We start from the raw sequence: 22,486 nt of genomic DNA, 5'->3' as shown, positions 1-22,486 counted from the left end.
ACAATGTCTAGGTTAATTGAACATATTCTTAGAAAGGCGAAAAATAATAAGGTGATCAAAAAAGCATATCAATCCACTGTGAACTCTTATTTGAATTCCCACATTGGTGAAATTACGCCCTTTAACCCGCGAAGTACTTCATTTGAAAAAAGACGGATAAATTTACTCGTACCTTCGATTAATCAAGAACATTTATTTGGTGGCATATCAACTGCCATCAATTTTTTTGACCAGTTGTATAAATATGAACAAGACTCTTTTAGACGGATTATTACTACTGATGCAGCGCCAAATAGTGAGGACTTACTGAAATTTTCAGGGTATACTCACGTTTCTAGTGAAAATGATGTGGATGGCAACTCTCAGATAGTTTCTTTCAATGATAGATATAATAAAACAATACCCGTTGGGAAAGAAGATATATTTATCGCCACTTCTTGGTGGACAGCATATTTTGCTCAAAGAATAGTGAAATGGCAAGCGGAGTTTTACAATCAAAAACCGAAGCGAATAATTTACTTCATTCAGGATTTTGAGCCTGGATTCTATTCTTGGTCAAGTCAATACTCTCTTGCTCTAAGTACTTATTTATATAAGGGAGAGCAAATTGCGGTATTTAACTCTAGTTTGCTGAAAAATTTTTTCAACAATCATGGTTACAAATTTACAGAGGAATACTATTTTGAACCTAAACTTAATTCATCGTTAAAAAAACATTTGATATCATTTGATAAGATGGAAAAGAAAAAGAAAATACTGATATATGGCAGGCCTTCAGTGGCCAGAAATGCTTTCGCTTTAATTGTGGAATCGTTAAGAATCTGGGTTTGGACCCAGCCTAATGCGGATCAGTGGGAAGTGATTTCAGCAGGTGAGCATCATAGTGATGTGGAAATCGGAAATGGAGTTGTAATAAAATCTAAAGGTAAAATGTCTCTTGAAGACTACGCCAATGAATTAAAGGAGAGTGCATTAGGTGTGTCTTTAATGATTTCCCCTCATCCTAGTTATCCTCCATTAGAAATGGCACACTTTGGAATACTAGTCTTAACAAACAACTATGAGAATAAGAATCTTTCAGAATTACATCATAATATATATTCCCTTGATAATATAAGTCCAGATTCAATCGCTGCACAACTTACTAAGCTGTGTACTGAGTTTGAGGGGAATAAAAAGGCTGGGGATAAAGAAAGTATGGCGGATTATCTGAGTGAAGGAGAGCAATTCTTATTTATACAGGAATTATCAGAAAAGTTGAAATGAATTTGAGTGAATGCCAAATCCTTTAAAAATATTCGAAAATAAGATGAAGTGGGGATTTTTTTCGATGAAATTATTTTTTCATAATAAAGTACTTAATACTCAGAAGGTACTTTTTGCGTTTTTTATTCTGATTTCTGCAATATATTTTTCAAACGTTATATTTGAAAATAAGGATTTTTTTACGAAGATTAATCAAGATAAGGCCATGATTATTAGTCAAGAAAAAACGGATGATATCATTGGGGAAATACAAGATGAAATGACGATCACGCAGAAATTCGAGGTGAATGGTCAGGCCAATTTAGAACTCAAGATACCATTTGGGACTTTTAAAAGAGCCAATACCGGAGAACTATACTTTGATTTAAAGGAAAATGGCCAGGTAATAGAGCATAAGATTTTTGACGTTTCCCAACTTCCGGATAGTCAGGATATTTCCATAGAAATACCGAATAGTGATAATGATTCCAAAAAGAGATTGTTAGAATTTGAGATTAAAAGTAAAGGCTTATCTGGGGGGAATTCTGTAACATTATGGAGAAGCAATAATCAATTAGGGGAATTCTTTATTAATGATCAGATTCAAGATGGAAGTATTTATTTTAAGTTATTTGCTAGTAATACAACGGCTGCGTTAACTAACGGAACATTTTACTTATTATTAATTTCTTTTTTATTGCTATTTGTTGTTGTTACTTTACTTATATTTAAATTTAGAGGGAATGTTCAAAAGATATTTGTAATTCTTTCATTATCAATAGGATTATTTTTTGTTGTTATTTTTCCACCCTTTGAACATTTGGACGAGTTGGATCATTTCTATAGAGCGTATGAAGTTTCAGAAGGGAAATTCATTAATCAAACGGTTAACGGAGAACTTGGAAATTATATACCTACGAGCTTAATCTCAACTGTTAATAAAGTGAGGTATGTCCATTATACTGGGTATCAATATAATGTTGTGAAAGATACATTTTCTATGGAATTGAATCCTCAAGAGCGAGTTTTTCATAGGAATTATGCATCTATATATTCACCAGTTCTTTATATACCTCAGGCATTGGGCGTTCTCTTAGGGAGAATCTTTAATTCACCTCCAATAATGATGCTTTATTTAGGTAGATTATTTAACTTTCTTGCTTATGTTATAACTGTTTTTTTCTCGTTAAAAATATTACCATTTAAGAAAAATCTGCTTCTTGTAATAGCTCTATTGCCCATGACTCTTATTCAAGCAACATCACTTTCGGCAGATGCTCTTATGATTGGATCCTCATTTTTGTTTATCTCAGTTGTTCTTAACTTAGGGTACAATAAAAAAATACTTGAAATAAACACTAAGGATTTTTGGATATTAACTACAGTGGGTATGTATATGTCGATTTCAAAACCAGTTTACCTTCCCTTGTTGCTTTTGATATTTGCTATACCTTATCAAAAATTTGGGGATAAAATTAAATATACAAAAAAAATTCTTATTATATTGGTAAGCTCTCTGCTGCCAATGTTGATTTGGAATTTGCTTAATTTAAAAAATTTAGCGGTCCCTGACGTTCGTGGAGATACAGGAATTTCCCCAAGTAACCAAGTGCATTATGTATTAACTCACCCTTTCCGCTATATTAAGACTATGTTTGATACCTTAATAAGTCTAGGTGATTCGCAGTTTATGGGCATGCTTGGAAAGGCAGTTACAAATTATGGATATTCACTTTCTTCTTCTTTAGTTTTTGGTTTTATTTTTTTACTACTTTTCACCGCTATACTTAAGAGTAGTGATTATGAAAGAGACTCTTTAACTATAAATGTTAAGGGAAAACTCATTTTTGTTGTAATCATAGTAGGTGTTATTATCTTAACTTATACAGCTCTATATACGGGCTACACTACTGTAGGCAACAATCTTATTCTTGGTATTCAAGGCAGGTATTTCATTCCTGTTTCTCCTCTACTATTTCTTATAATCTCATCGAATAATATTGTAATTAAAGATAAAAAGATTGATATATATGTGATTTTATCTTTGTGTTTATTATTGTTTATAGTATTGCTGAATTATATCCTTAAAATCAATGGAGCAATCCCTTTTTAAAAAGTTAAGAATCAGACTAATGTTTTTGCAATTGCTTTGTTGTTAAGCTATGACATATTTGTATTGATTATTTGAGCTTTTCTAAATCTCATTGAAAGGATAGTGAATTAATGAAAGTACTTGGGATCATCCCATGTTTCAATGAAGAGGAAAATATTGAAGCGTTAATTAATGAGTTATCTGGTTATTCAGATATTTTAGATTTTGTTATTATCAATGATTATTCAACTGATTTGACTTCTGTTATATGTGAAAAAAATAATGCTAATGTAATAAATTTACCGTGCAATCTAGGTATTGGAGGTGCTGTTCAGACAGGGTATATCTATGCCAAAAAGAATAATTATGATATTGCTATACAGATTGATGGTGATGGGCAACATAATCCGGCCTATATCAAAAACTTAATAGAACCCATAGTAAAAGATGGATTTGATTTTGTAATCGGTTCAAGATTTATTGAAAAAGAAGGGTTTCAATCATCGATTACTAGGAGAATTGGTATAGTTTATTTCTCGGGTTTATTGAAGTTGTTGGCCAAACGCAATGTAAGTGACCCAACTTCAGGATTTAGAGCATGTAACAAAAAAGTAATTGATTTTTTCGCAAACAATTATCCAACAGATTATCCTGAACCAGAATCTATTATGGCTCTTAGCAGAAATGGATACAGAATAGCAGAAATACCTGTTCAAATGAGGGAACGTAGTGGTGGAACTTCATCAATTAAGTCGTTAAAATCAATTTATTATATGATTAAAGTTACTCTTGCTATTATTATTGACTTTACAAGAAAACATCAAGTTACTTAAGGATGGGGTTATATTGTTCCCTTTAAAATTACAAATTTCTCTTATTTTCTTATGTTTGATTTTACTGTTTTTTTTAATTAATATGATTAAAAAGTATGAATTACAATTAAGATACGCACTTTTATGGATTTTGGTCGTTATTGTTATGTTAGTGATTTCTCTAGTGCCTCAAATCGCATTTTATTTTACGAATATATTTGGTTTCCAAGCACCTTCAAATTTTGTGTTTTTAGTGGGTATACTTTCTGGATTGGTGATTATATTCGGGCTAACCGTGTCTATTTCAAATTCATCTATAAAAGTACGTCAAATGTCCCAAGAAATTGGTTTATTAAAACAACAAATAAACAACTTGGAAGTCAAAATTAATAACTTAAATGAAGAAATTACAACGGAGAGAAGAATGGTGAGAGGTGAATAGGAAAAGACTTTTATATGTTGTTTTGGGAACAGTAGTCTCTCTGATACTCTTAGTATATGTTGAAAATAATTTTAGTAATGTGAATTACTATTATTTTATTATCGGAATTCTTGTGTACTCTTTAGTGCTCTTACTGAGGTCTTTTAAATTAAATAAAATTATGAGAGTATATACGAATATTAGTTTTAAGGAAACTGTATCATTAACCGCGTCTAGTCAACTAATGGGGGCTTTTATCCCAGGGCGAGCCGGAGAAATCCTTGTATCAGCTTATCTGAAACTTAAGTACACAGTGGATATATCGAAGGTTCTACCCATTTTATTTCTCGATAAAATTATAGAATTACTCTGTGTCTTGTTATACTCATTATTTGCAGTTTTTGTAATTAGTGAAGGCCTACTTTCCTTTTTGAATGATAGTATAAAAGGAATTCAAGATAATTATCTACTGATATCTATTGTAATAGTATTTGTATTCTTGTTGTTATTAATAATGTATAAGATTCTTGGACCCAAATTAAAGAATGTACTATCAAATATAAAACAGAGTTTGTTAATCCCGATAAAGAACCCTAAGTTAGGTATTATTATTATTGCAACATCTTTATTAACTATTATATCTGAGTATTTTTATTTATATTTTATTTTCCATGCATTCAATATTGAAATTACAATAGCAAAAGTTATTCTTGTACACTCTTTAGGGATGATTGTCGGTGTATTAAGTATGATACCGGGGGGCCAAGGTAGTACGGAAGTTACGATGCTGGCGGTATTACATTTTTGGGGTTACACAACACTCACTGTGATCTCTCCAATCTTAGCAAGTAAGTTTTTAACTTATTTTATATTGGCATTGTACGGGCTACCCTTATTACCGTATAGTGTGTCAGTACTAAAAGAAAGGAAAAAACGTTCTAGAAAGAAGATGAGTAATGAATAAGTTGGTATCTATTATTATAGTCAATTTCAACGGAGCGGAATATATTGTAGATTGTCTAGAGTCTTTGATTAATCAGACGTATGAGAATTTCGAAGTTATTGTATTAGATAATAACTCTGCTGACAATTCAGTAGAATTGATAAAAAAATATCCCTTTGTAAAACTGATAGAATCAACTGAAAATCTGGGATTTGCAAAGGGGAATAATGAAGCAATTAATCATTCTAAGGGCGAATATATTGCTCTACTGAATAATGATGCTAGAGCTGACTCAGAATGGTTAGAAAAGTTAGTAAATGAACTTGAACGAAATACTGAACTTGGAAGCTGTGGTTGTAAAATTATTTCTCACTATGATCCAGATGTCATGGATTCTGCTGGCCTACTTGTAAATGCAAGCGGTATGTCACGAGGTAGGGGGAGAAATGAGAATGTACTAAAATATAATGTTTCTGAACCCATTCTTATACCTAGTGGATGTGCTGCTATGTATAGAAGAAAGGCTCTTGATGAAGTAGGGTTATTTGATGAGGATTTTTTCTGTTACTGTGAAGATACAGATTTAGGATTTCGTCTCCAAATTGCTGGCTGGAAATGTTTATATGTAGGGGATGCAATTGTATATCATAGATACTCTGCGTCATCTGGAAAGTACTCTCTTTTTAAAACCTATTTGGTTGAACGTAATCATTATTGGTTTGTTATGAAGAATTACCCTCTATATTTGGTATTACTAAATCCCATTTATACAATAAGACTGTATCTATTTCAGTTGTATAATATGTATAAGGAGAAGGGGGCGACTAATGAGTTAATGAATAACTCCTCAAAAAAGGAGTTGTTTCTAACTTTATTAAAAGCACACAGGGATGTATGGGGAAAACTCTTTATAATGATGAAAAAGAGATCGGATATAAATAAAATAAAAAAAGTCGATAATAAACAAATTAAAGAGTGGATTAAACAGTATGGAATTTCATTTTCGGATTTGTTTAAGTCCTAAAAGTTGGAGGTCACCTAATGAAAGGCATCATTTTAGCAGGAGGTACAGGCTCACGCCTTTACCCTTTAACCAAAGTAACAAACAAGCATCTTCTTCCCGTGGGCAAATACCCAATGATTTTTCATTCGGTTTATAAATTAAAGCAAGCTGATGTAACAGACATACTAATCGTTACTGGTAAAGAACATATGGGTGATGTAGTGAATTTATTAGGCAGTGGCCATGAAATGGGTGTTTGCTTTACTTACAAAGTACAAGATGAAGCAGGTGGAATTGCGCAGGCATTGGACTTGGCAGAGCAATTTGTCGGAGATGATCAAATGATCGTTATCCTTGGTGATAATGTATTTGCTGACGATATTGCTCCGTATGTGCGTAATTTCCGTGAACAAAGGACAGGTGCGAAGATTTTAATACAAGAAGTTTCTGATCCTAAGCGTTTTGGTGTACCTGAACTAGATGGAAATCAAATCATTTCTATTGTAGAGAAACCAGTTATGCCTAAATCAAACTATGCAGTAACAGGTATTTATATGTTCGATAGTGAAGTGTTTAATATTATCAAAACGATTACTCCTTCTGCACGTGGAGAATTAGAGATTACAGACGTTAACAATGCATATATCAAACGTGGAGAATTGACATTTGATATTCTACAGGGCTGGTGGACGGATGCAGGTACACATGCCTCATTAGCTAAAGCACATAACTTGGCTCAAGACCTTCTCTTTGGTGAAGAATTCGGAAAACTGAAACTTTAGATGTGAAGGAGCTTTGCAATATGAAAGTTACACCTCTACAACTACAAGGCGCTAGTATACTAGAACCTGTAGTTCATGGCGACAACCGGGGTTTTTTTATGGAAAGCTACAACGAAGAGATAATGCATAAACTCGGTATAACTTACAATTTCGTTCAAGACAATCAATCCCTCTCCGCAGAGGTTGGGGTGTTACGTGGGCTGCACTACCAGTTGACCCCTAAAGCGCAAACAAAGTTAATCCGCGTCTTATCCGGTGTGATTTACGATGTTATCGTAGATATCCGTCGTAATTCCCCTACATTTGGTCAATGGGTCGGAGTAATTCTTAGCGAATATAATAAACGTCAACTACTGGTGCCTATAGGCTTCGCACATGGTTTCTGTACGTTGGTACCTAACACCCAAGTATTATATAAGGTGGACGAATATTATTCCCCTGAAAATGATCGCGGCATATTATGGAATGATCCAGCCTTAGGTATTGATTGGCCGATTTCTAGTCCGGTATTGTCGGATAAGGATCAACGTCATCCATTACTGAAAGATGCGGAAATAAACTTTGATTAAAAGTGGAAAGCAAAAACTTAAATATAATCTCAAAGAACAAAAGGTGGGCTATAAATGAAACTGCTAGTTACCGGCGGAGCTGGGTTTATCGGCAGCAACTTTGTGCTGTATATGCTGCAACAACACCCTGATTACGAAATCGTTAATGTAGATGCGTTGACGTATGCAGGCAATCTAGAGAATCTGAAAGCAATTGAGAACCATCCTAATTACACTTTTGTAAAGGCTGATATTACTGATGTTACTGCGATGGATGAACTGATTAGCCAGGGTGTCGATGTCGTTGTTAATTTCGCGGCTGAATCGCATGTGGATCGGAGTATTTTAGAGCCGGAAGTGTTTGTGAAGACGAACGTACTTGGAACACAAGTGCTTTTGGATGCGGCGAAAAAATACAGTATCACTAAATTTGTTCAAGTATCTACGGATGAGGTATATGGATCACTGGGAGCGACTGGATTATTCACCGAAGAAACTCCTTTAGCTCCTAATAGTCCATACTCAGCAAGTAAAGCAGGCGGAGACTTACTAGTACGTGCATATCACGAAACGTTTGGACTGCCAGTGAATATTACCCGCTGCTCAAACAATTATGGCCCGTACCAATTCCCGGAAAAGCTTATTCCGCTGATGATTTCCCGTGCACTTGCTGATCAAGCGTTGCCTGTTTATGGCGATGGAATGAATATCCGCGATTGGTTGTATGTTGAGGATCATTGCAGCGCGATTGATCTGGTTATTCACAAGGGTGTGAACGGCGAAGTCTACAACATTGGTGGTAATAATGAACGTACGAATGTGCATATTGTAAACACGGTGTTGCAGGAACTAGGCAAGCCCGATTCTTTGATTACTTATGTCCAAGACCGTCCAGGTCATGATCGCCGTTATGGTATCGATCCAACTAAGATTATGAATGAACTGGGATGGAAGCCGAAACATACGTTTGAAACAGGTATTAAAGAAACTATACAATGGTATCTTAATAACCGCGAGTGGTGGACCCGTATTCAATCTGGGGAATACCAAAAATATGCTGAACAGCAATATGGTGATCGTTTAGGCGACTCATTGTAATTTTGATACGGAGGTAAACTAGCTATGAAGGTACTTGTTACAGGTGCGGCCGGACAACTAGGTCAGGACGTAGTTTTACTGCTCCAGCATCAAGGTCACGAAGTGTTGGCTTGCGATCGTCAGGAGATGGATATTACTGATCTGGATCAGTGTATCCAAGTTATTGGCGGGTTTGGACCGGATGCGGTTATTCACTGTGCTGCTCATACGGCAGTAGATGCGGCAGAAAGTGATATTGATGCAGCTTATTTAATTAATGCTACTGGCAGCCGAAATGTAGCGCTAGCTTCTGAAAAAACTGGGGCTAAGCTGGTGTATATTAGCACGGATTATGTGTTTGATGGTATGGGAGCACAGCCTTACCATGAATATGATAATACAGACCCTAAGAGTATATACGGCAAATCGAAACGTGCGGGTGAGGTACTCGTTCAATCCCTCACCTCTAAGTATTTCATCGTACGAACATCATGGGTGTACGGCAAATACGGGAATAACTTTGTCAAAACAATGCTAAAGCTTGGTCAAGAAAAGCCAATGCTTCAAGTTGTTGATGACCAAAAAGGTTCGCCTACTTATACAGTCGATTTAGCTCGATTCTTGCTTGAGCTTGTTCAAACTGAGAAGTATGGTGTATACCATGCGTCAAATAGCGACTCTTGTACCTGGTTTGAATTTACACAGGCGATCTTTGCAGAGGCTGAGGATATTTTGGGTTTTAAATTCACTGCTGCGCTTGAACCGTGTGCCACGGAACAGTTTCCAAGACCTGCACCACGTCCTCGGAATTCGGTGATGGAGCATCTGTCCATACGTACGAATGGTTTTGAGGACATTCGACCTTGGCGTGAAGGCTTGAGAGATTTCCTCTTAGAGTTAAAAGAATAGAACAATACCAATTGAAACTCCCATATCGTTTATAACGATGCGGGAGTTTTTTGTGTTCTTTCGTTATAATAAGAAGGAAGTAGGTAGTTAATAAGAAATTACAAAGTCGAGGATACTCATGAATAACAAAACAGTTAGTGTACATATCGTCACCTACAACAGTGCGGATGATATTATAGATTGCTTAGAGGCAGTATTGGCACAGGATTATCCTATTGAGAAAATTGTTGTTGTGGACAATGCGTCTTCGGACGATTGTGCAGAGAAAGTGAACACTTTCTTTAACATGGTCGATACTATCAATTCACAAGCTAACAAGGAAGCGCCCACGAGCCTTCTACTTATCCAAAATCAAAAAAACACAGGCTTCGCCCCAGCTCATAACCAAGCTGTAGCTGCTACAGAAACAGATTACATACTAGTCCTTAATCCGGATTTGACGCTCGCTCCAGACTATATCTCCAGACTAATCACACAGATGGAGAATAATCCACAGATCGGCAGCGCCACAGGTATGCTTTTGCTAAAGGCTGATCACGGATCAGTGGATAGCACTGGTCTTCAGATGAACAAGGCACGTCGTGCGTTTGACCGTGGTGCGGGGGAGCCAGCAGAACTATGGAAACAGTCGGGTACAGTATTTGGTGTATCTGGGGCGGCGGCGATGTATTCTCGACGGATGATTGAAGACGTTAGTGTTGATGGGGAGTTTTTTGATGCAGATTTTTTTGCATATAAGGAAGATGTGGATGTGGCTTGGAGAGCACAGCTATTTGGCTGGCAGGGGTATTATGATGCTGAGGCAATTGGGTATCATGAACGTGGGTGGAAAACGTCTGGCCGTAGTACCAAACCAATGTTCATCCGGCGAATATCTTACATTAATCGCTACAAAATGATCTACAAGAATGAATCGGCTCGAACTATGCTGAAGACAATTTTGATTTCCCTTCCCTATGAAATTGCCGCGCATGGTTATATGCTTCTGAGAGAGCCAAAGTTAATCGTAGTGTGGAAATCCTTTTTCACTCAGCTCCCAGCGTTAAAAAAGAAACGAAAATATATACAGACCATCGTAAAAGAGCGAAAGAACACGTAAATCAAACAGTATCTGGAAAAACCTCCCTGAAAGGTCATCTCATCTCAGGGAGGTTTTATGTTATAATAATTGTCGGTAGATTACTATATTTGTCAGGAGCGTTACGCAGTGAATGTAGATGTAAGCATACTTATTGTCAATTACAACACGTGTCGCCTGACGATGGACTGTATCAGGTCGGTATATGACTCAGAAACGAACTATTCCTATGAGATTATTTTGATAGACAACAATTCCCATGATGATTCGGTAGAGATGATTGGTAGAGAGTTTCCAAGTGTCATGTTGATCGCAAATAACGACAATGTTGGTTTTGCCCGTGCAAATAATCAGGGGATGGAAGCTTCATCCGGACGGTATGTACTATTGCTCAATTCAGATACGGTGGTACGCAGGGATACGCTGGAGACGATGATCTCCTTTATGGATGGTCGTCCCGATGTTGGGGCGTCAGGATGTAAGATTATATTGCCAGATGGGTCGCTGGATAAAGCGTGTAAGCGAGGATTTCCTACACCGTCAGCTTCCTTCTATTATGCTTTTGGTTTCAGTAAGTTGTTTCCGGATCGACCGAAGTTTAACGGTTACCAGTTAGGTTATCTGGACCCTGATCTTGATTACCCGATAGATTGTCTGGTGGGTGCGTTTATGCTGCTGCGGCGGGAGATGATTGATCAGGTAGGCGGCTTAGATGAAGAGTTTTTTATGTACGGTGAGGATTTAGACTGGTGCTATCGTATTAAAGAAGCTGGTTGGGAGATTTATTATTATCCGAAGACCTCCATCGTACATCTCAAAGGCGGCAGTGCCAGACGTAGACCGTTTAAGATCGTCTATGAATTTCACCGGGCAATGATATTATTTCACCGTAAGCATTATAGCAGGAAGTACAACAGTATTATAAATGGAACAGTATATGCTGGTGTTGGTGTGAAGTTTGCCCTGTCCCTCTTGCGGAATGCCCTAATCTTTCCTAAAGCAGTTCCATCACCTGCACAGAGTCTTAGCTCTGCTACGGAAACAGGCGCTCGTAACGATAAGAATACTGAGGTGAGATTATGATTCGGCGGAATCAGAAATTTTTGACACAGCTCTATATGGTTGCTGACTTTCTTGTCATCCAACTGTCCTTTTTAGCGGCTTGGTGGATCAAGTTCAAGAGCGGATGGATGGAATCTTATAACACGCTGCCTGTAGAGTCTTACGCTTATTGGAGTATGATTTATGGCGTAGTAGCTGTCTTAATCGGTATCCTTTTATCGCTTTATTTGCCTAAGCGTAAGAAACGTTTTGTCGATGAGTTTATTAAGATTTTTCAAGTGCATATCATGAGCATCTTCATCCTGCTCGGTCTAATGTTTTTCGTGAAAGAAATTGATATCTCCCGTACATATCTGGCTATTTATATGGGATTTAATGTTCTTTCCATTATGCTTTACCGTTATGTGTTGAAGAAGATGCTTAAATCTTTTCGAGAAAAGGGCTTCAACCGCCAATTCGTGCTTATCATCGGCGCTGGTACACTCGGCAAAAGATTCTACAACAATTTGGAACAATATCCTGAGCTTGGATATGAAGCCATTGGCTTTTTAGACGATTACCATACTTGGGATGGGATTGAGGAGCAACGGTATAAACCGATCCTGGGAACGGTCGATCAGTTATCCGGAATGCTGGAGATGCTGCCTGTGGACGAGGTTATTCTTGCTTTGCCGCTCGATGCGCATTCGAAATATCCTTCGATTATTGCGGCCTGTGAAAAAGCAGGGGTACGCACATTGATTATTCCGGATTTCTTTGATTATTTACCGGCGCGTCCTTACTTTGATAACTTTGCAGGTATGCCAATGATTAATGTTCGTGATATTCCACTGGATATGACGGGGAATAAGATGGCAAAACGTTTGTTTGATATCGTGTTCTCTCTATTCGCTATTATTATGATATCTCCCGTGATGCTGATCGTAGCTCTCGGCGTACGTCTTACCTCACCGGGACCGATCATATTCCGGCAGGAACGGGTGGGACTTAATCGGCGTAATTTTATGATGTATAAGTTTCGTTCAATGAAGCTGCAGCAGGACGGGGAAGAGGATACAGGTTGGAGTACGCGGGAAGATCCTCGTAGAACTCGATTTGGAACCTTTATCCGTAAGACAAGTCTGGATGAGCTTCCGCAATTTTTTAATGTATTACTCGGTCATATGAGTGTAGTTGGCCCACGGCCAGAACGACCATTTTATGTAGAACAATTCCGTGATGAAATTCCGAAGTATATGGTGAAGCACCATGTGCGTCCAGGAATTACGGGCTGGGCACAGAGCAATGGGCTGCGCGGGGACACTTCAATTGAGGAACGGATTAAGCACGATATTTTCTATATCGAGAACTGGTCCTTACTGTTCGATATTCGAATTATTTTCAAAACGATTCGCAACGGCTTCGTTAACAAAAACGCATATTGAGACCTGCACTTATTTAGATTTGTGAAATTTTAATAATACCCCGTTTTGCCACTGGCAGAGCGGGGTATTAATTTTCTAATCTAAACTTTGCAAAGGAAACTCACAACTATGAATAAGAAAAAGATTATTGCAACCGTAGTAATGATTGTCGCACTAATAATAATTCTTGTAATAACGTTGAACAAAGAGGAAGAGCAACAACCCGCGAGCGGTTTTGAAACGCACAGAATCGTTGCACATGCCATGGGGGGAATTAACGGCTACACGTATACCAATGCTTGGGAGGCCTTTGTCGCTAACTATGAACGGGGAACTCGCGTATTTGAAGTTGATTTTTTGTTATCGAAGGATGATAAGTTGGTTGCTCGGCATGAATGGACAGGTAATATGAGCAAGCTTTTAGGTCAGTTGGAGGTTCTCCCTGCTAATAAACAGGGTGTGGCACTAGATTACGAGGAATTTATGGACAGCCCCATCCTGAATATATACTCTCCGCTTGATATTGAGAAGGTGCTTGATCTAATGCAGAATTATCCAGATGCTTATATCGTTACGGATACCAAAGAAATCCAACCGGAACTTATAGAGAAGCAATTTACATTGCTGACCGAAGCGGCGCAGCGTCGGGATCCAGCGTTGTTGGAGCGGATAGTTCCACAGATCTACAATCAGCCGATGCTTGATGAGATCAATAAGGTGTATTCTTTTCCAGAAGTGCTTTACACCCTGTACCAATCTAAGGATACGGATGAACAAGTTATTGAGTTTGTTAAAAAAACAGGTGTGGATATTACGATGCCAGTTAGCCGGGCCACCAAGAGTTTTGTCAAACAGTTAAAAAATATCGGAGCTCGTGTATACGTTCATACAGTGGATGAAGAGGATGAGATTAGAGAGCTATCTCGTATGGGTGTAGACGGATTTTATAGTGATTTTGTGCCTGAAAATGATTTGAATAACCTCAGAAGTATACGTTGAAATCTATCTCCACTCATTACAACTAATATATCCCCGTAAAGTGGTGCTTTCCTCAGATGCGTATTCAGGTACTTTGCGGGGACCTCAAATTTACATGCGAAAAAATGTTCGTATTTTTGTTCGCTTTAAATTGACACACCTCCTGTGCTGGCATAGACTAGATCTATATCTTTTGCGGCGGCAGGAGTGTTTTGTCTTGCCCAAATGACAATTAAGGATGATTCCCATGAAATCAGTACAGCAAATGATCAAACCTTGGCGGCATGTGTTTAAGTTGGACCCAGATCGTATGATTTCAGATGAGGATTTGGAAGCCGTTTGCTTGTCCGGCACGGATGCCATATTGATAGGAGGCTCTACAGGAGTTACTTATGAGAATACAGTAGATCTCTTATCAAGAGTAAGACGTTTTGAGCTGCCCTGTGCACTTGAGGTATCCGAACTTGAAGCTGCTGTACCCGGATTTGATCTTTATATGATTCCTATGGTGCTAAATACACCTGATCCAGCTTGGATTGTAGGCCATCATCGTCGAGCTATAGAGCGTTATGGATTTATGATCCCATGGGATCAGCTGCTAACGGAAGGTTACGTCGTTTTGAACAGTGATTCTTCAGTTGCGCGGATTACAGGGGCCGAGACAACCATTAATGCTGAAGAGGCGGCTGCATATGCCCAGGTTGCGGACAAGCTGATGTCACTGCCAATAGTCTATCTTGAATATAGTGGTAGATTTGGGGATATGGAGACAGTACGTATAGTGCGTGAGATGGTGGAGCAAGCCCAACTATTTTATGGTGGCGGCATTACTTGTGAGGCAGAGGCCGAGCAGGCAGCAGCTCTATGTGATACAGTAGTTGTCGGCAATATTATTTATCGGGATGTAGAGCAGGCAATTCGTACGGTATTAGCTGTCAAAAAGACGGTACAAGAGCAGTTCGAGTAGCGATTAGCTTATGGACTACTTATGATTTGTAATTTTATTTTTAGAAAGGAGCATGTTACACATGCAACTTATTAACATACAAGACGCGGTCAGCCGATTGAATCCTCCACAAAGGCAGGCTGTCGAAACTACTGAAGGACCCCTTTTGATTATGGCTGGTGCGGGCAGTGGGAAGACGAGAGTGCTGACTCACAGAATTGCCTGGCTGATTGCTAATCGAAAGGCGCCGCCTTGGGCGATTTTGGCGATTACATTTACGAATAAAGCTGCGAGGGAAATGCAGGAACGTGTATCTAAGCTCGTTGGACCTGAGGGAAGAGATATTTGGGTATCCACCTTTCACTCCATGTGTGTTCGGATCTTGCGGAAGGATATTGAGCGCATTGGGTTTACTTCCAACTTCTCGATTCTGGACTCTACAGACCAGTTATCAGTCATTCGTAATTGCATGAAGGAACTGAATATTGATACGAAAAAATTCGAACCGAAAGCTGTACAAGCCATAATTAGCGCATCTAAGAATGAACTGATTACTCCGGCGCAGTATGAGCAAAAAGTCGGTGATTATTTCGAAGGTTTAGTTGCCAAGGTTTATAAAATGTACCAACGGCGTTTGAGAAGCAATAACTCGCTTGATTTTGATGATTTGATTATGAAGACTATCGAATTATTTAAGGAAGTTCCCGAGGTTCTGGATTTTTACCAAAAGAAGTTCAAATACATCCATGTGGATGAGTATCAGGATACGAACAGAGCACAATACATGTTGTGCCGCATGCTGGCAGACAGCCACCACCGCATTTGCGTGGTAGGGGATAGTGACCAGTCGATCTATCGCTGGCGTGGTGCGGATATTACGAATATTCTTAATTTTGAAGAGGATTATCCGGAAGCGAAGACGATTCTGCTAGAACAGAATTACCGTTCAACCGCTAATATCCTGAATGCAGCCAATGGGGTAATCGCGCTTAATAGTGGCCGTAAACCGAAAAAGCTGTGGACCGATTCCGAGGAAGGCGCCAAGATTAAGGTGTACCGGGCGGATTCCGAGCATGACGAAGGGTATTTTGTAACCGGAGAAATCAGCAAAAATGTGAAGCAAGGTCAAGCTTACCAGAATCACGCGATTCTGTATCGGACGAATGCTCAGTCACGGGTAATAGAGGAAATTTTGATCAAATCAGATATTCCATATCAAATCGTTGGCGGGATCAAGTTCTATGATCGTAAAGAAATCAAGGATCTGCTGGCGTATCTACGTTTACTGTCTAACCCTGATGATGATATCAGCCTGACGCGTATTATTAATGTTCCTAAGCGTGGATTAGGGGATACAACGGTTGGCAAGCTGGCAGCTGCTGCTGGTGAACGTGGTGTTTCTATTTTCCGAGTACTGCAAACGGTCGATGATTTGGGCTTTGCTGGACGGACGCGGAATATGCTAGTAGAGTTCTACGATATGATTGAAGCTCTGCACCGTATGGTGGAGTTCTTGTCTGTAACCGAATTGACGGAAAAAATACTGGAAATGTCGCAGTACCGTTTGGAGCTGCAAAATGAAAACACACTCGAATCACGCTCGAGGCTAGAGAATATCGATGAGTTCTTATCGGTGACGATGGAGTTTGAAAAGAACAACGAAGACAAGTCGCTGGTCTCCTTCCTCACGGATCTTGCACTTATCGCAGATATCGATAGTGTGAACGATGACGAAGAGGATCGTAGTGATGCGGTTGTGTTAATGACGATGCACAGCGCCAAAGGTCTGGAGTTCCCGACGGTATTTATCGTCGGAATGGAAGAAGGCGTGTTCCCACACAGCCGTGCCTTCCAGGACAACGACGAGCTGGAGGAGGAACGCCGGCTTGCGTATGTGGGGATCACCCGCGCGGAGAAACAACTGTTTCTCTCTTGTGCGCGGATGCGTACGCTCTTTGGCCGGACGACGGCGAACCAGCCGTCCCGCTTCTTAGAGGAGATTCCGGAGGAACTGAAGGAAGATACCGTTAAGACTCAAGACCGCTTCCAGCGCGGAGGCGCGGAGGCAGGCGGTGCTTACGGCGGACGCGGCTTCGGCAGCGGTGGCCGTGGGAACTTTGGCGGCCGGGGTGGCGCCGCCGGAGCTACGCCGGCAGGCGGCGGAAGCACGGCGTCAGCGGCGGCAAGCAAGAGCAGCGTGACCGTGACCTCCGGAGGCGCACAGCGTGCTACCGGAGCAGGGGCTGCTGCAGCTGGCGATTACAAGGCGGGTGACAAGGTCTCCCACGGCAAATGGGGCACGGGCACCGTTGTATCTGTTAAAGGCAGCGGGAATGACACGGAGCTGCAGATTGCTTTTCCGGCACCGGTGGGTGTGAAACGCCTGCTTGCGGGGTTTGCGCCGATTACCAAAGTGGAATAATAGCAGACAACGATTAACGAACGGATATTTAGACCACGCTAACTTTAGGAAACTTATTGACGGAGGGATGTACCTGCATGGATGCTATGCATGTGATGGAAGAGCTTGTTGCGGAATTAAATAACTATAATTACCACTACTACACGCTGGATGCACCGCTAGTCAGCGATAAGGAATACGATATTTTATACGACAAGCTTGTAGCACTGGAGGCTGAGAGTGGCTTCGTACTACCGGATTCGCCTACACAACGTGTAGGTGGAGAGCTGCTTAAGGGCTTCACGCCGCATCGGCATCTGGCACCGCTTTGGAGTCTGGATAAAGCACAGAATATTGAACAGCTGCGCAGCTGGAATACCCGGGTGCTCCGGTTAGTGAATGAATACAATCTCAAGAATCCAGACACCCCTCTTCCTGATCCTTGTTATGCAGTAGAACTGAAGTTCGATGGCTTGACGCTGAATTTAACCTATCGTAATGGTGTTCTCGAACAGGCATCAACGCGTGGCAATGGCGTAGTTGGCGAAGGAATACTTGCACAGGTGAAGACCATCAAATCCGTTCCATTGACGATTCCTTTCAAGGATGGGGTCATTGAGGTTCAGGGTGAAGGGATTATGAATCTGTCTGTGCTGGCTGATTATAATACACGGGCTGCAGAGCCGCTGAAGAATGCGCGTAATGCAGCAGCAGGTGCACTGCGTAATCTTAATCCGAAGACTACTGCGGACCGCCGTTTGAACGCTTTTTTCTATAATGTAGGCTTTGCAGAAGGCGCGGAGTTCGCTGACCATCAGGAAATGATGGATTTTCTGCGGAATAACAAATTTAAAGTGAACCCATACCTGACCTACTGCAATGATTTTGATGATGTAACTGAGCAGCTCGCTGGAATCGAGGAGAGTCGTTCGAGTCTTGATTACCTCATTGATGGGGCTGTAATTAAGGTCACGGATTTCAGAATCCGTGAGGTGCTTGGATACACTGACAAGTTCCCGCGTTGGGCAGTAGCTTATAAATTTGAAGCCGAAGAAACGACGACCGTGCTGGAGTCCGTTAGCTGGAATGTAGGTCGTACAGGTAAAGTGACTCCGCTGGCTCGGGTTGAGGCTGTAGAGCTTGCTGGAGTTACCGTTCAGAACTGCACCCTGAATAATGTGGGTGATATTGAGCGCAAAAACTTGAAATTTGCCTTAGGTTCGCGGGTCTTTATTCGCCGTTCCAATGATGTTATCCCAGAAATTCTCGGTAAGGTAACAGAGGAGAATGACGGTGGAGAGATTATTTTCCCTGAGGATTGTCCAGCTTGCGGATATCCGTTAGAAATGCGCGGAGCACATCTTTTCTGTAACAATAAACTGAATTGCAGGCCGCAGATTATCAGTCGGATCACCCACTTTGCTTCGCGTGATGCGATGGATATCGAGACATTCAGTGAGAAGACGGCGGGTCAGCTCTATGATGAGCTTAATGTACATGACTCTGCGGATCTGTATGAACTGAACTTTGAGCAGCTTGTACAGCTGAACCGTTTTGGTGAGAAAAAAGCACAGAATTTGCTGCAAGCTTTAGAAGATAGCAAAGGTAGAGATCTTGCTTCATTTCTCTTTGCGTTAGGGATTCCTAACACAGGTAAAGCAACGACAAAGATGTTGGCTGATCATTTCCGCGATCTGGATGCTGTGATGCAGGCCAAAGCCGAGGAGCTAGCTGAGTTACCAGACATTGGTGGGATTGTCGCAGAGAGCATTGTCAGCTTCTTCGCAGATCCAGTTGTAGTAGCTAATGTTTCCCGCTTGCGGGCGTTGGGTGTGGAAGCAAAGGCTCCTGAGGCACCACGTCCTATTAGTACCGATTCCTTCTTTAGTGGCAAAACGGTCGTATTGACGGGTTCCTTGCAAAAGCTTACCCGCGATGAAGCAGCTGAACGTCTGGAAGCACTCGGAGCAAAGGTGTCGGGAAGTGTGTCCAAGAAGACGGATTTAGTTATCGCTGGTGAAAAAGCTGGCAGTAAGCTGGCCAAAGCGCAGCAGTTAGGCATTCAAGTCATTGAGGATGAAGATGAGCTAATTCGCTTGCTGGATATGTAAGTAACAAACTATACTCGATTCCAAAAGGTTCCCGGTTCCATTTCGTTTAAGTACGAGAGGAGCAGGGGCCTTTTTTGCGTGGATTACAACTAAACGTTTCATTTTTAGAAAAAAATTCGGATGATCTGCTAATATATAGCTATAGATATTTATTACTATATTTGAAAGGAAAACCTTCCTGTGAAGAGAGAAACGATATTGTTAGTAGATGATGAGAAGGAAATTGTAGAACTGTTAACGATTTATCTCTGTAATGAAGGCTATAGACTGCTAAAGGCTTATGATGGAATGGAAGCGCTGGAATGTCTGCAGAAAGAGGAAGTTGATCTAATTATTCTTGATGTCATGATGCCTAAAATGGACGGGCTAGCTGCATGTATGAAGATCCGTGAAGAGCGGAAAATGCCAATTATCATACTATCAGCCAAAAATACAGATATGGACAAGATCTCCGGCCTGAGCCTCGGGGCAGATGACTACGTGGGCAAGCCGTTTAATCCTTTGGAGATTGTGGCACGAGTAAAATCACAGTTGCGCCGTTATCACGGATTTAATAAGGATAGTAATACGTTAGGAAACGACAGCAAACTAAGCTTTGAGGATCTGACTATAGATACGTCTAAGCATGAGGTGTATGTAGACCAGCAGAAGATTAAACTGACTCCGCGGGAATTCTCTATTCTAGAGCTTTTAGCGAGACACCAAGGTCAAGTGCTTAGCTTGGAGCAAATTTACAATAAGGTATGGAATGAACCCTTTTTAGATGGCGGTAACACAGTGATGGTACATATTCGTAATCTCCGAGACAAAATCGAAATCGATTCGAAACGCCCACGTTATATACAAACCGTCTGGGGAGTTGGCTATAAATTAGACGGACCTTCCTGAAGGGATTAGGTGAGGCTTCTTGAATTCTAAATATATAACGACGATTCGCTGGAAGTTTATGTTTGCTTTTTTGCTGAGTGTGCTTTCGGGCGCTTTGCTGCTCATGGCAGGGTACCAACTCGTCAACTTTATGATCTATCTAAATCCGGCTTCAGAGTCGGCTCCCTATTCACGCATACTGCGCTGGATTATTAATCATATTGGCTCTATGCCACTAATGACAGCAGCGGGTATTATCAGCTTTTTATTATTCTTTTTTATCTACACACGTAAAGTTGTGCTGTATCTGGAAGAGATCACAAAAGGGATTCGAGAAATTACAAGCTCCGGGATGTCCCATAGAATTGAAGTCAGAACCACGGATGAGCTGGGTGTGCTGGCTGAGAATATTAATGAAATGGCTGAGCGTTTGCAGCACTCCGTAGAGGAGGAACGTAAAGCTGTGAATGCAAAAAATGACTTGATCACAGGTGTTTCCCATGATTTACGCACCCCGCTCACCTCTGTCTTGGGCTTTCTGGAATACATCGAACAAGATCGATGTCAGGAAGAAGCGGAAATCCGGTATTACGTGGATATAGCCTACAACAAATCCCTGGTGCTGCGTAAACTGATCGATGATCTTTTTGATTACACACGTGTAAATAGTGGAGAGTACCCTTTGGTTATGCAGAGATTGGATTTGAAGGCTTTCATACGGCAGCTGGCGGAGGAGTCAGTTCCTGAACTAACAAAGGCGGATATGATCTATGAAATCGAGGACGTTGCTGATGAGTTATGGATAGAGGCTTCGCCTAAAGAATTAGTACGTGCTTATGAAAATTTGATTACTAACGCGATCCGTTACGGCAGAAGCGGCGGGAAATTGGAGATAGGTTTCAGTAAAAAGGAAAATGATGCTGTGGTCCGTATTAGCAACTTCGGAGAGAGGATTGCGGAAAGTGATATCCCTTTTATTTTTGAACGATTCTATCGGGCAGAAAAGTCGCGTTCACAGCATACAGGCGGCTCAGGGCTTGGACTTGCGATTGCCAAAAGTATCATCGAACGCCACAATGGCGTTATTTATGTAGAAAATACATCTCTTCGCACGGATTTTATTACCTGTTTCCCATTCTTCATAGAATCTTAAGAAAACTCTGGCGGGTTCTTAAGATTTGGAAGTTATCCTTGTGGCACAAGGAGGGAACTACCATGCCAAAACTTCGGACGGTTCGTATCAGCTATTTATATATTTTTATGGGTTGCGCTCTTTTGAGTGCTGCCTTTCTTTTTGTTGTCCAGCGGGCTGTCGCTTTGCTGTATTCTCATTATTCGGGTCAATCAGGAGCCTTTTTTGTCCGGCTTATCCATTGGGTTATTAATCATATGGGTCAAACCCCTAGTGCCATCCTTCTATTTATTCTAGTCTTCGGTGGGCTGTATGTTCTTCGTTCACAGAAAATAGCTGATGATTTGCGCTCGCTAGTGGTGGGAACCTCGGAGCTGGCAGACAAAGGAGTCGCTCAGAACATCAAGGTTCTTTCTGGAGGAGAAATAGGTGAAATTGCTGCTAACCTCAATCGAATGCAAAGAATAGAAGTTCCAGATAGAGGTGCAAGCTCAAAGCGGATAGAAGACACACCAGCAGTAGCTTTATTAATAAGGACGAGGGCGATACTTCGCACTCTCCGTGAGGTTGAAGAGGATGGGGCGGAAGTACATACACTTCTTGCGGCAGCGAATGATGAAGTGCGGAGTATGGAGCGGTTCCTGGAGAACCTGATTATCGAATCATGAGCAGATGG

At 40.7% G+C, this 22,486-nt stretch carries 20 protein-coding genes; all 20 read left to right on the top strand.

Features of this window, described 5'->3' with window-relative positions; translation table 11 throughout:
* Positions 1-3 precede the first annotated feature (3 nt).
* The 20 genes from NST40_RS28610 to NST40_RS28515 all read left to right on the top strand — a co-directional run bounded on the left by NST40_RS28610 (position 4) and on the right by NST40_RS28515 (position 22,478).
* Positions 4-1,266: a hypothetical protein gene (locus NST40_RS28610; RefSeq protein ID WP_076220727.1), complete on the top strand. Its 1,263-nt coding sequence runs from the start codon at positions 4-6 to the stop codon at positions 1,264-1,266.
* A 64-nt stretch (positions 1,267-1,330) separates the two neighbouring features.
* The gene (locus tag NST40_RS28605) at positions 1,331-3,358 is read left to right on the top strand and encodes a DUF2142 domain-containing protein (protein ID WP_342410234.1); all 2,028 of its coding nucleotides are present in this window, start codon (positions 1,331-1,333) and stop codon (positions 3,356-3,358) included.
* A gap of 110 nt (positions 3,359-3,468) precedes the next feature.
* On the top strand, positions 3,469-4,170 hold the full coding sequence (locus NST40_RS28600; protein WP_076276874.1) for a glycosyltransferase family 2 protein: 702 nt from the start codon (positions 3,469-3,471) through the stop codon (positions 4,168-4,170).
* 13 nt (positions 4,171-4,183) lie between these two features.
* Positions 4,184-4,591 carry a DUF2304 domain-containing protein gene (locus tag NST40_RS28595; protein WP_076276873.1) on the top strand — a complete coding sequence of 136 codons (408 nt, stop codon included), beginning with the start codon at positions 4,184-4,186 and terminating at the stop codon, positions 4,589-4,591.
* The gene (locus NST40_RS28590; protein WP_076276872.1) at positions 4,584-5,534 is read left to right on the top strand and encodes a lysylphosphatidylglycerol synthase transmembrane domain-containing protein; all 951 of its coding nucleotides are present in this window, start codon (positions 4,584-4,586) and stop codon (positions 5,532-5,534) included. Before NST40_RS28595 ends, NST40_RS28590 begins: the two co-directional genes overlap by 8 nt.
* Positions 5,527-6,537: a glycosyltransferase family 2 protein gene (locus NST40_RS28585; RefSeq protein WP_076220599.1), complete on the top strand. Its 1,011-nt coding sequence runs from the start codon at positions 5,527-5,529 to the stop codon at positions 6,535-6,537. The genes NST40_RS28590 and NST40_RS28585 overlap by 8 nt, the downstream gene beginning before the upstream one ends.
* Before the next feature lie 17 nt (positions 6,538-6,554).
* Positions 6,555-7,298, top strand: coding sequence for a sugar phosphate nucleotidyltransferase (locus tag NST40_RS28580; RefSeq protein ID WP_076220600.1), 744 nt, complete (start codon positions 6,555-6,557; stop codon positions 7,296-7,298).
* A 20-nt stretch (positions 7,299-7,318) separates the two neighbouring features.
* Positions 7,319-7,867: a dTDP-4-dehydrorhamnose 3,5-epimerase gene (rfbC, locus tag NST40_RS28575; protein WP_076220601.1), complete on the top strand. Its 549-nt coding sequence runs from the start codon at positions 7,319-7,321 to the stop codon at positions 7,865-7,867.
* 54 nt (positions 7,868-7,921) lie between these two features.
* Positions 7,922-8,944: a dTDP-glucose 4,6-dehydratase gene (rfbB, locus tag NST40_RS28570; RefSeq protein ID WP_076276871.1), complete on the top strand. Its 1,023-nt coding sequence runs from the start codon at positions 7,922-7,924 to the stop codon at positions 8,942-8,944.
* Positions 8,945-8,968: 24 nt separating this feature from the next.
* Positions 8,969-9,832 (top strand): dTDP-4-dehydrorhamnose reductase, encoded by an 864-nt coding sequence (rfbD, locus tag NST40_RS28565; RefSeq protein ID WP_076276870.1) that lies wholly within the window; start codon positions 8,969-8,971, stop codon positions 9,830-9,832.
* Between the two features lie 118 nt (positions 9,833-9,950).
* Complete coding sequence (locus NST40_RS28560; protein ID WP_342410233.1) at positions 9,951-10,931, top strand: glycosyltransferase family 2 protein; 981 nt, start codon at positions 9,951-9,953, stop codon at positions 10,929-10,931.
* A gap of 108 nt (positions 10,932-11,039) precedes the next feature.
* On the top strand, positions 11,040-11,993 hold the full coding sequence (locus NST40_RS28555; protein WP_076220752.1) for a glycosyltransferase family 2 protein: 954 nt from the start codon (positions 11,040-11,042) through the stop codon (positions 11,991-11,993).
* Positions 11,990-13,396 carry an undecaprenyl-phosphate glucose phosphotransferase gene (locus NST40_RS28550; protein WP_076276867.1) on the top strand — a complete coding sequence of 469 codons (1,407 nt, stop codon included), beginning with the start codon at positions 11,990-11,992 and terminating at the stop codon, positions 13,394-13,396. Before NST40_RS28555 ends, NST40_RS28550 begins: the two co-directional genes overlap by 4 nt.
* A gap of 108 nt (positions 13,397-13,504) precedes the next feature.
* Positions 13,505-14,374, top strand: coding sequence for a phosphatidylinositol-specific phospholipase C/glycerophosphodiester phosphodiesterase family protein (locus tag NST40_RS28545; RefSeq protein ID WP_076276866.1), 870 nt, complete (start codon positions 13,505-13,507; stop codon positions 14,372-14,374).
* A gap of 226 nt (positions 14,375-14,600) precedes the next feature.
* A complete protein-coding gene (locus NST40_RS28540; RefSeq protein WP_139332125.1) occupies positions 14,601-15,320 on the top strand; it encodes a heptaprenylglyceryl phosphate synthase in 720 nt (239 codons plus the stop codon).
* A gap of 61 nt (positions 15,321-15,381) precedes the next feature.
* Positions 15,382-17,721, top strand: a complete 2,340-nt coding sequence (pcrA, locus tag NST40_RS28535) for a DNA helicase PcrA (RefSeq protein WP_076276865.1) — start codon at positions 15,382-15,384, stop codon at positions 17,719-17,721.
* Positions 17,722-17,798: 77 nt separating this feature from the next.
* Positions 17,799-19,811 (top strand): NAD-dependent DNA ligase LigA, encoded by a 2,013-nt coding sequence (gene ligA, locus NST40_RS28530; RefSeq protein WP_076276864.1) that lies wholly within the window; start codon positions 17,799-17,801, stop codon positions 19,809-19,811.
* A gap of 180 nt (positions 19,812-19,991) precedes the next feature.
* Positions 19,992-20,699 carry a response regulator transcription factor gene (locus NST40_RS28525; protein ID WP_036678667.1) on the top strand — a complete coding sequence of 236 codons (708 nt, stop codon included), beginning with the start codon at positions 19,992-19,994 and terminating at the stop codon, positions 20,697-20,699.
* A gap of 19 nt (positions 20,700-20,718) precedes the next feature.
* Positions 20,719-21,831, top strand: coding sequence for a HAMP domain-containing sensor histidine kinase (locus tag NST40_RS28520; protein ID WP_256719001.1), 1,113 nt, complete (start codon positions 20,719-20,721; stop codon positions 21,829-21,831).
* Positions 21,832-21,893: 62 nt separating this feature from the next.
* On the top strand, positions 21,894-22,478 hold the full coding sequence (locus tag NST40_RS28515; protein WP_076276863.1) for a HAMP domain-containing protein: 585 nt from the start codon (positions 21,894-21,896) through the stop codon (positions 22,476-22,478).
* The last annotated feature ends 8 nt before the right edge of the window (positions 22,479-22,486 follow it).

Origin of the sequence: Paenibacillus sp. FSL R10-2778 (genome assembly GCF_038593035.1) — a bacterium.
Taxonomy (GTDB): Bacteria; Bacillota; Bacilli; order Paenibacillales; family Paenibacillaceae; genus Paenibacillus_AQ; species Paenibacillus_AQ odorifer.
This window is presented reverse-complemented; position numbering and strand designations above follow the sequence as displayed.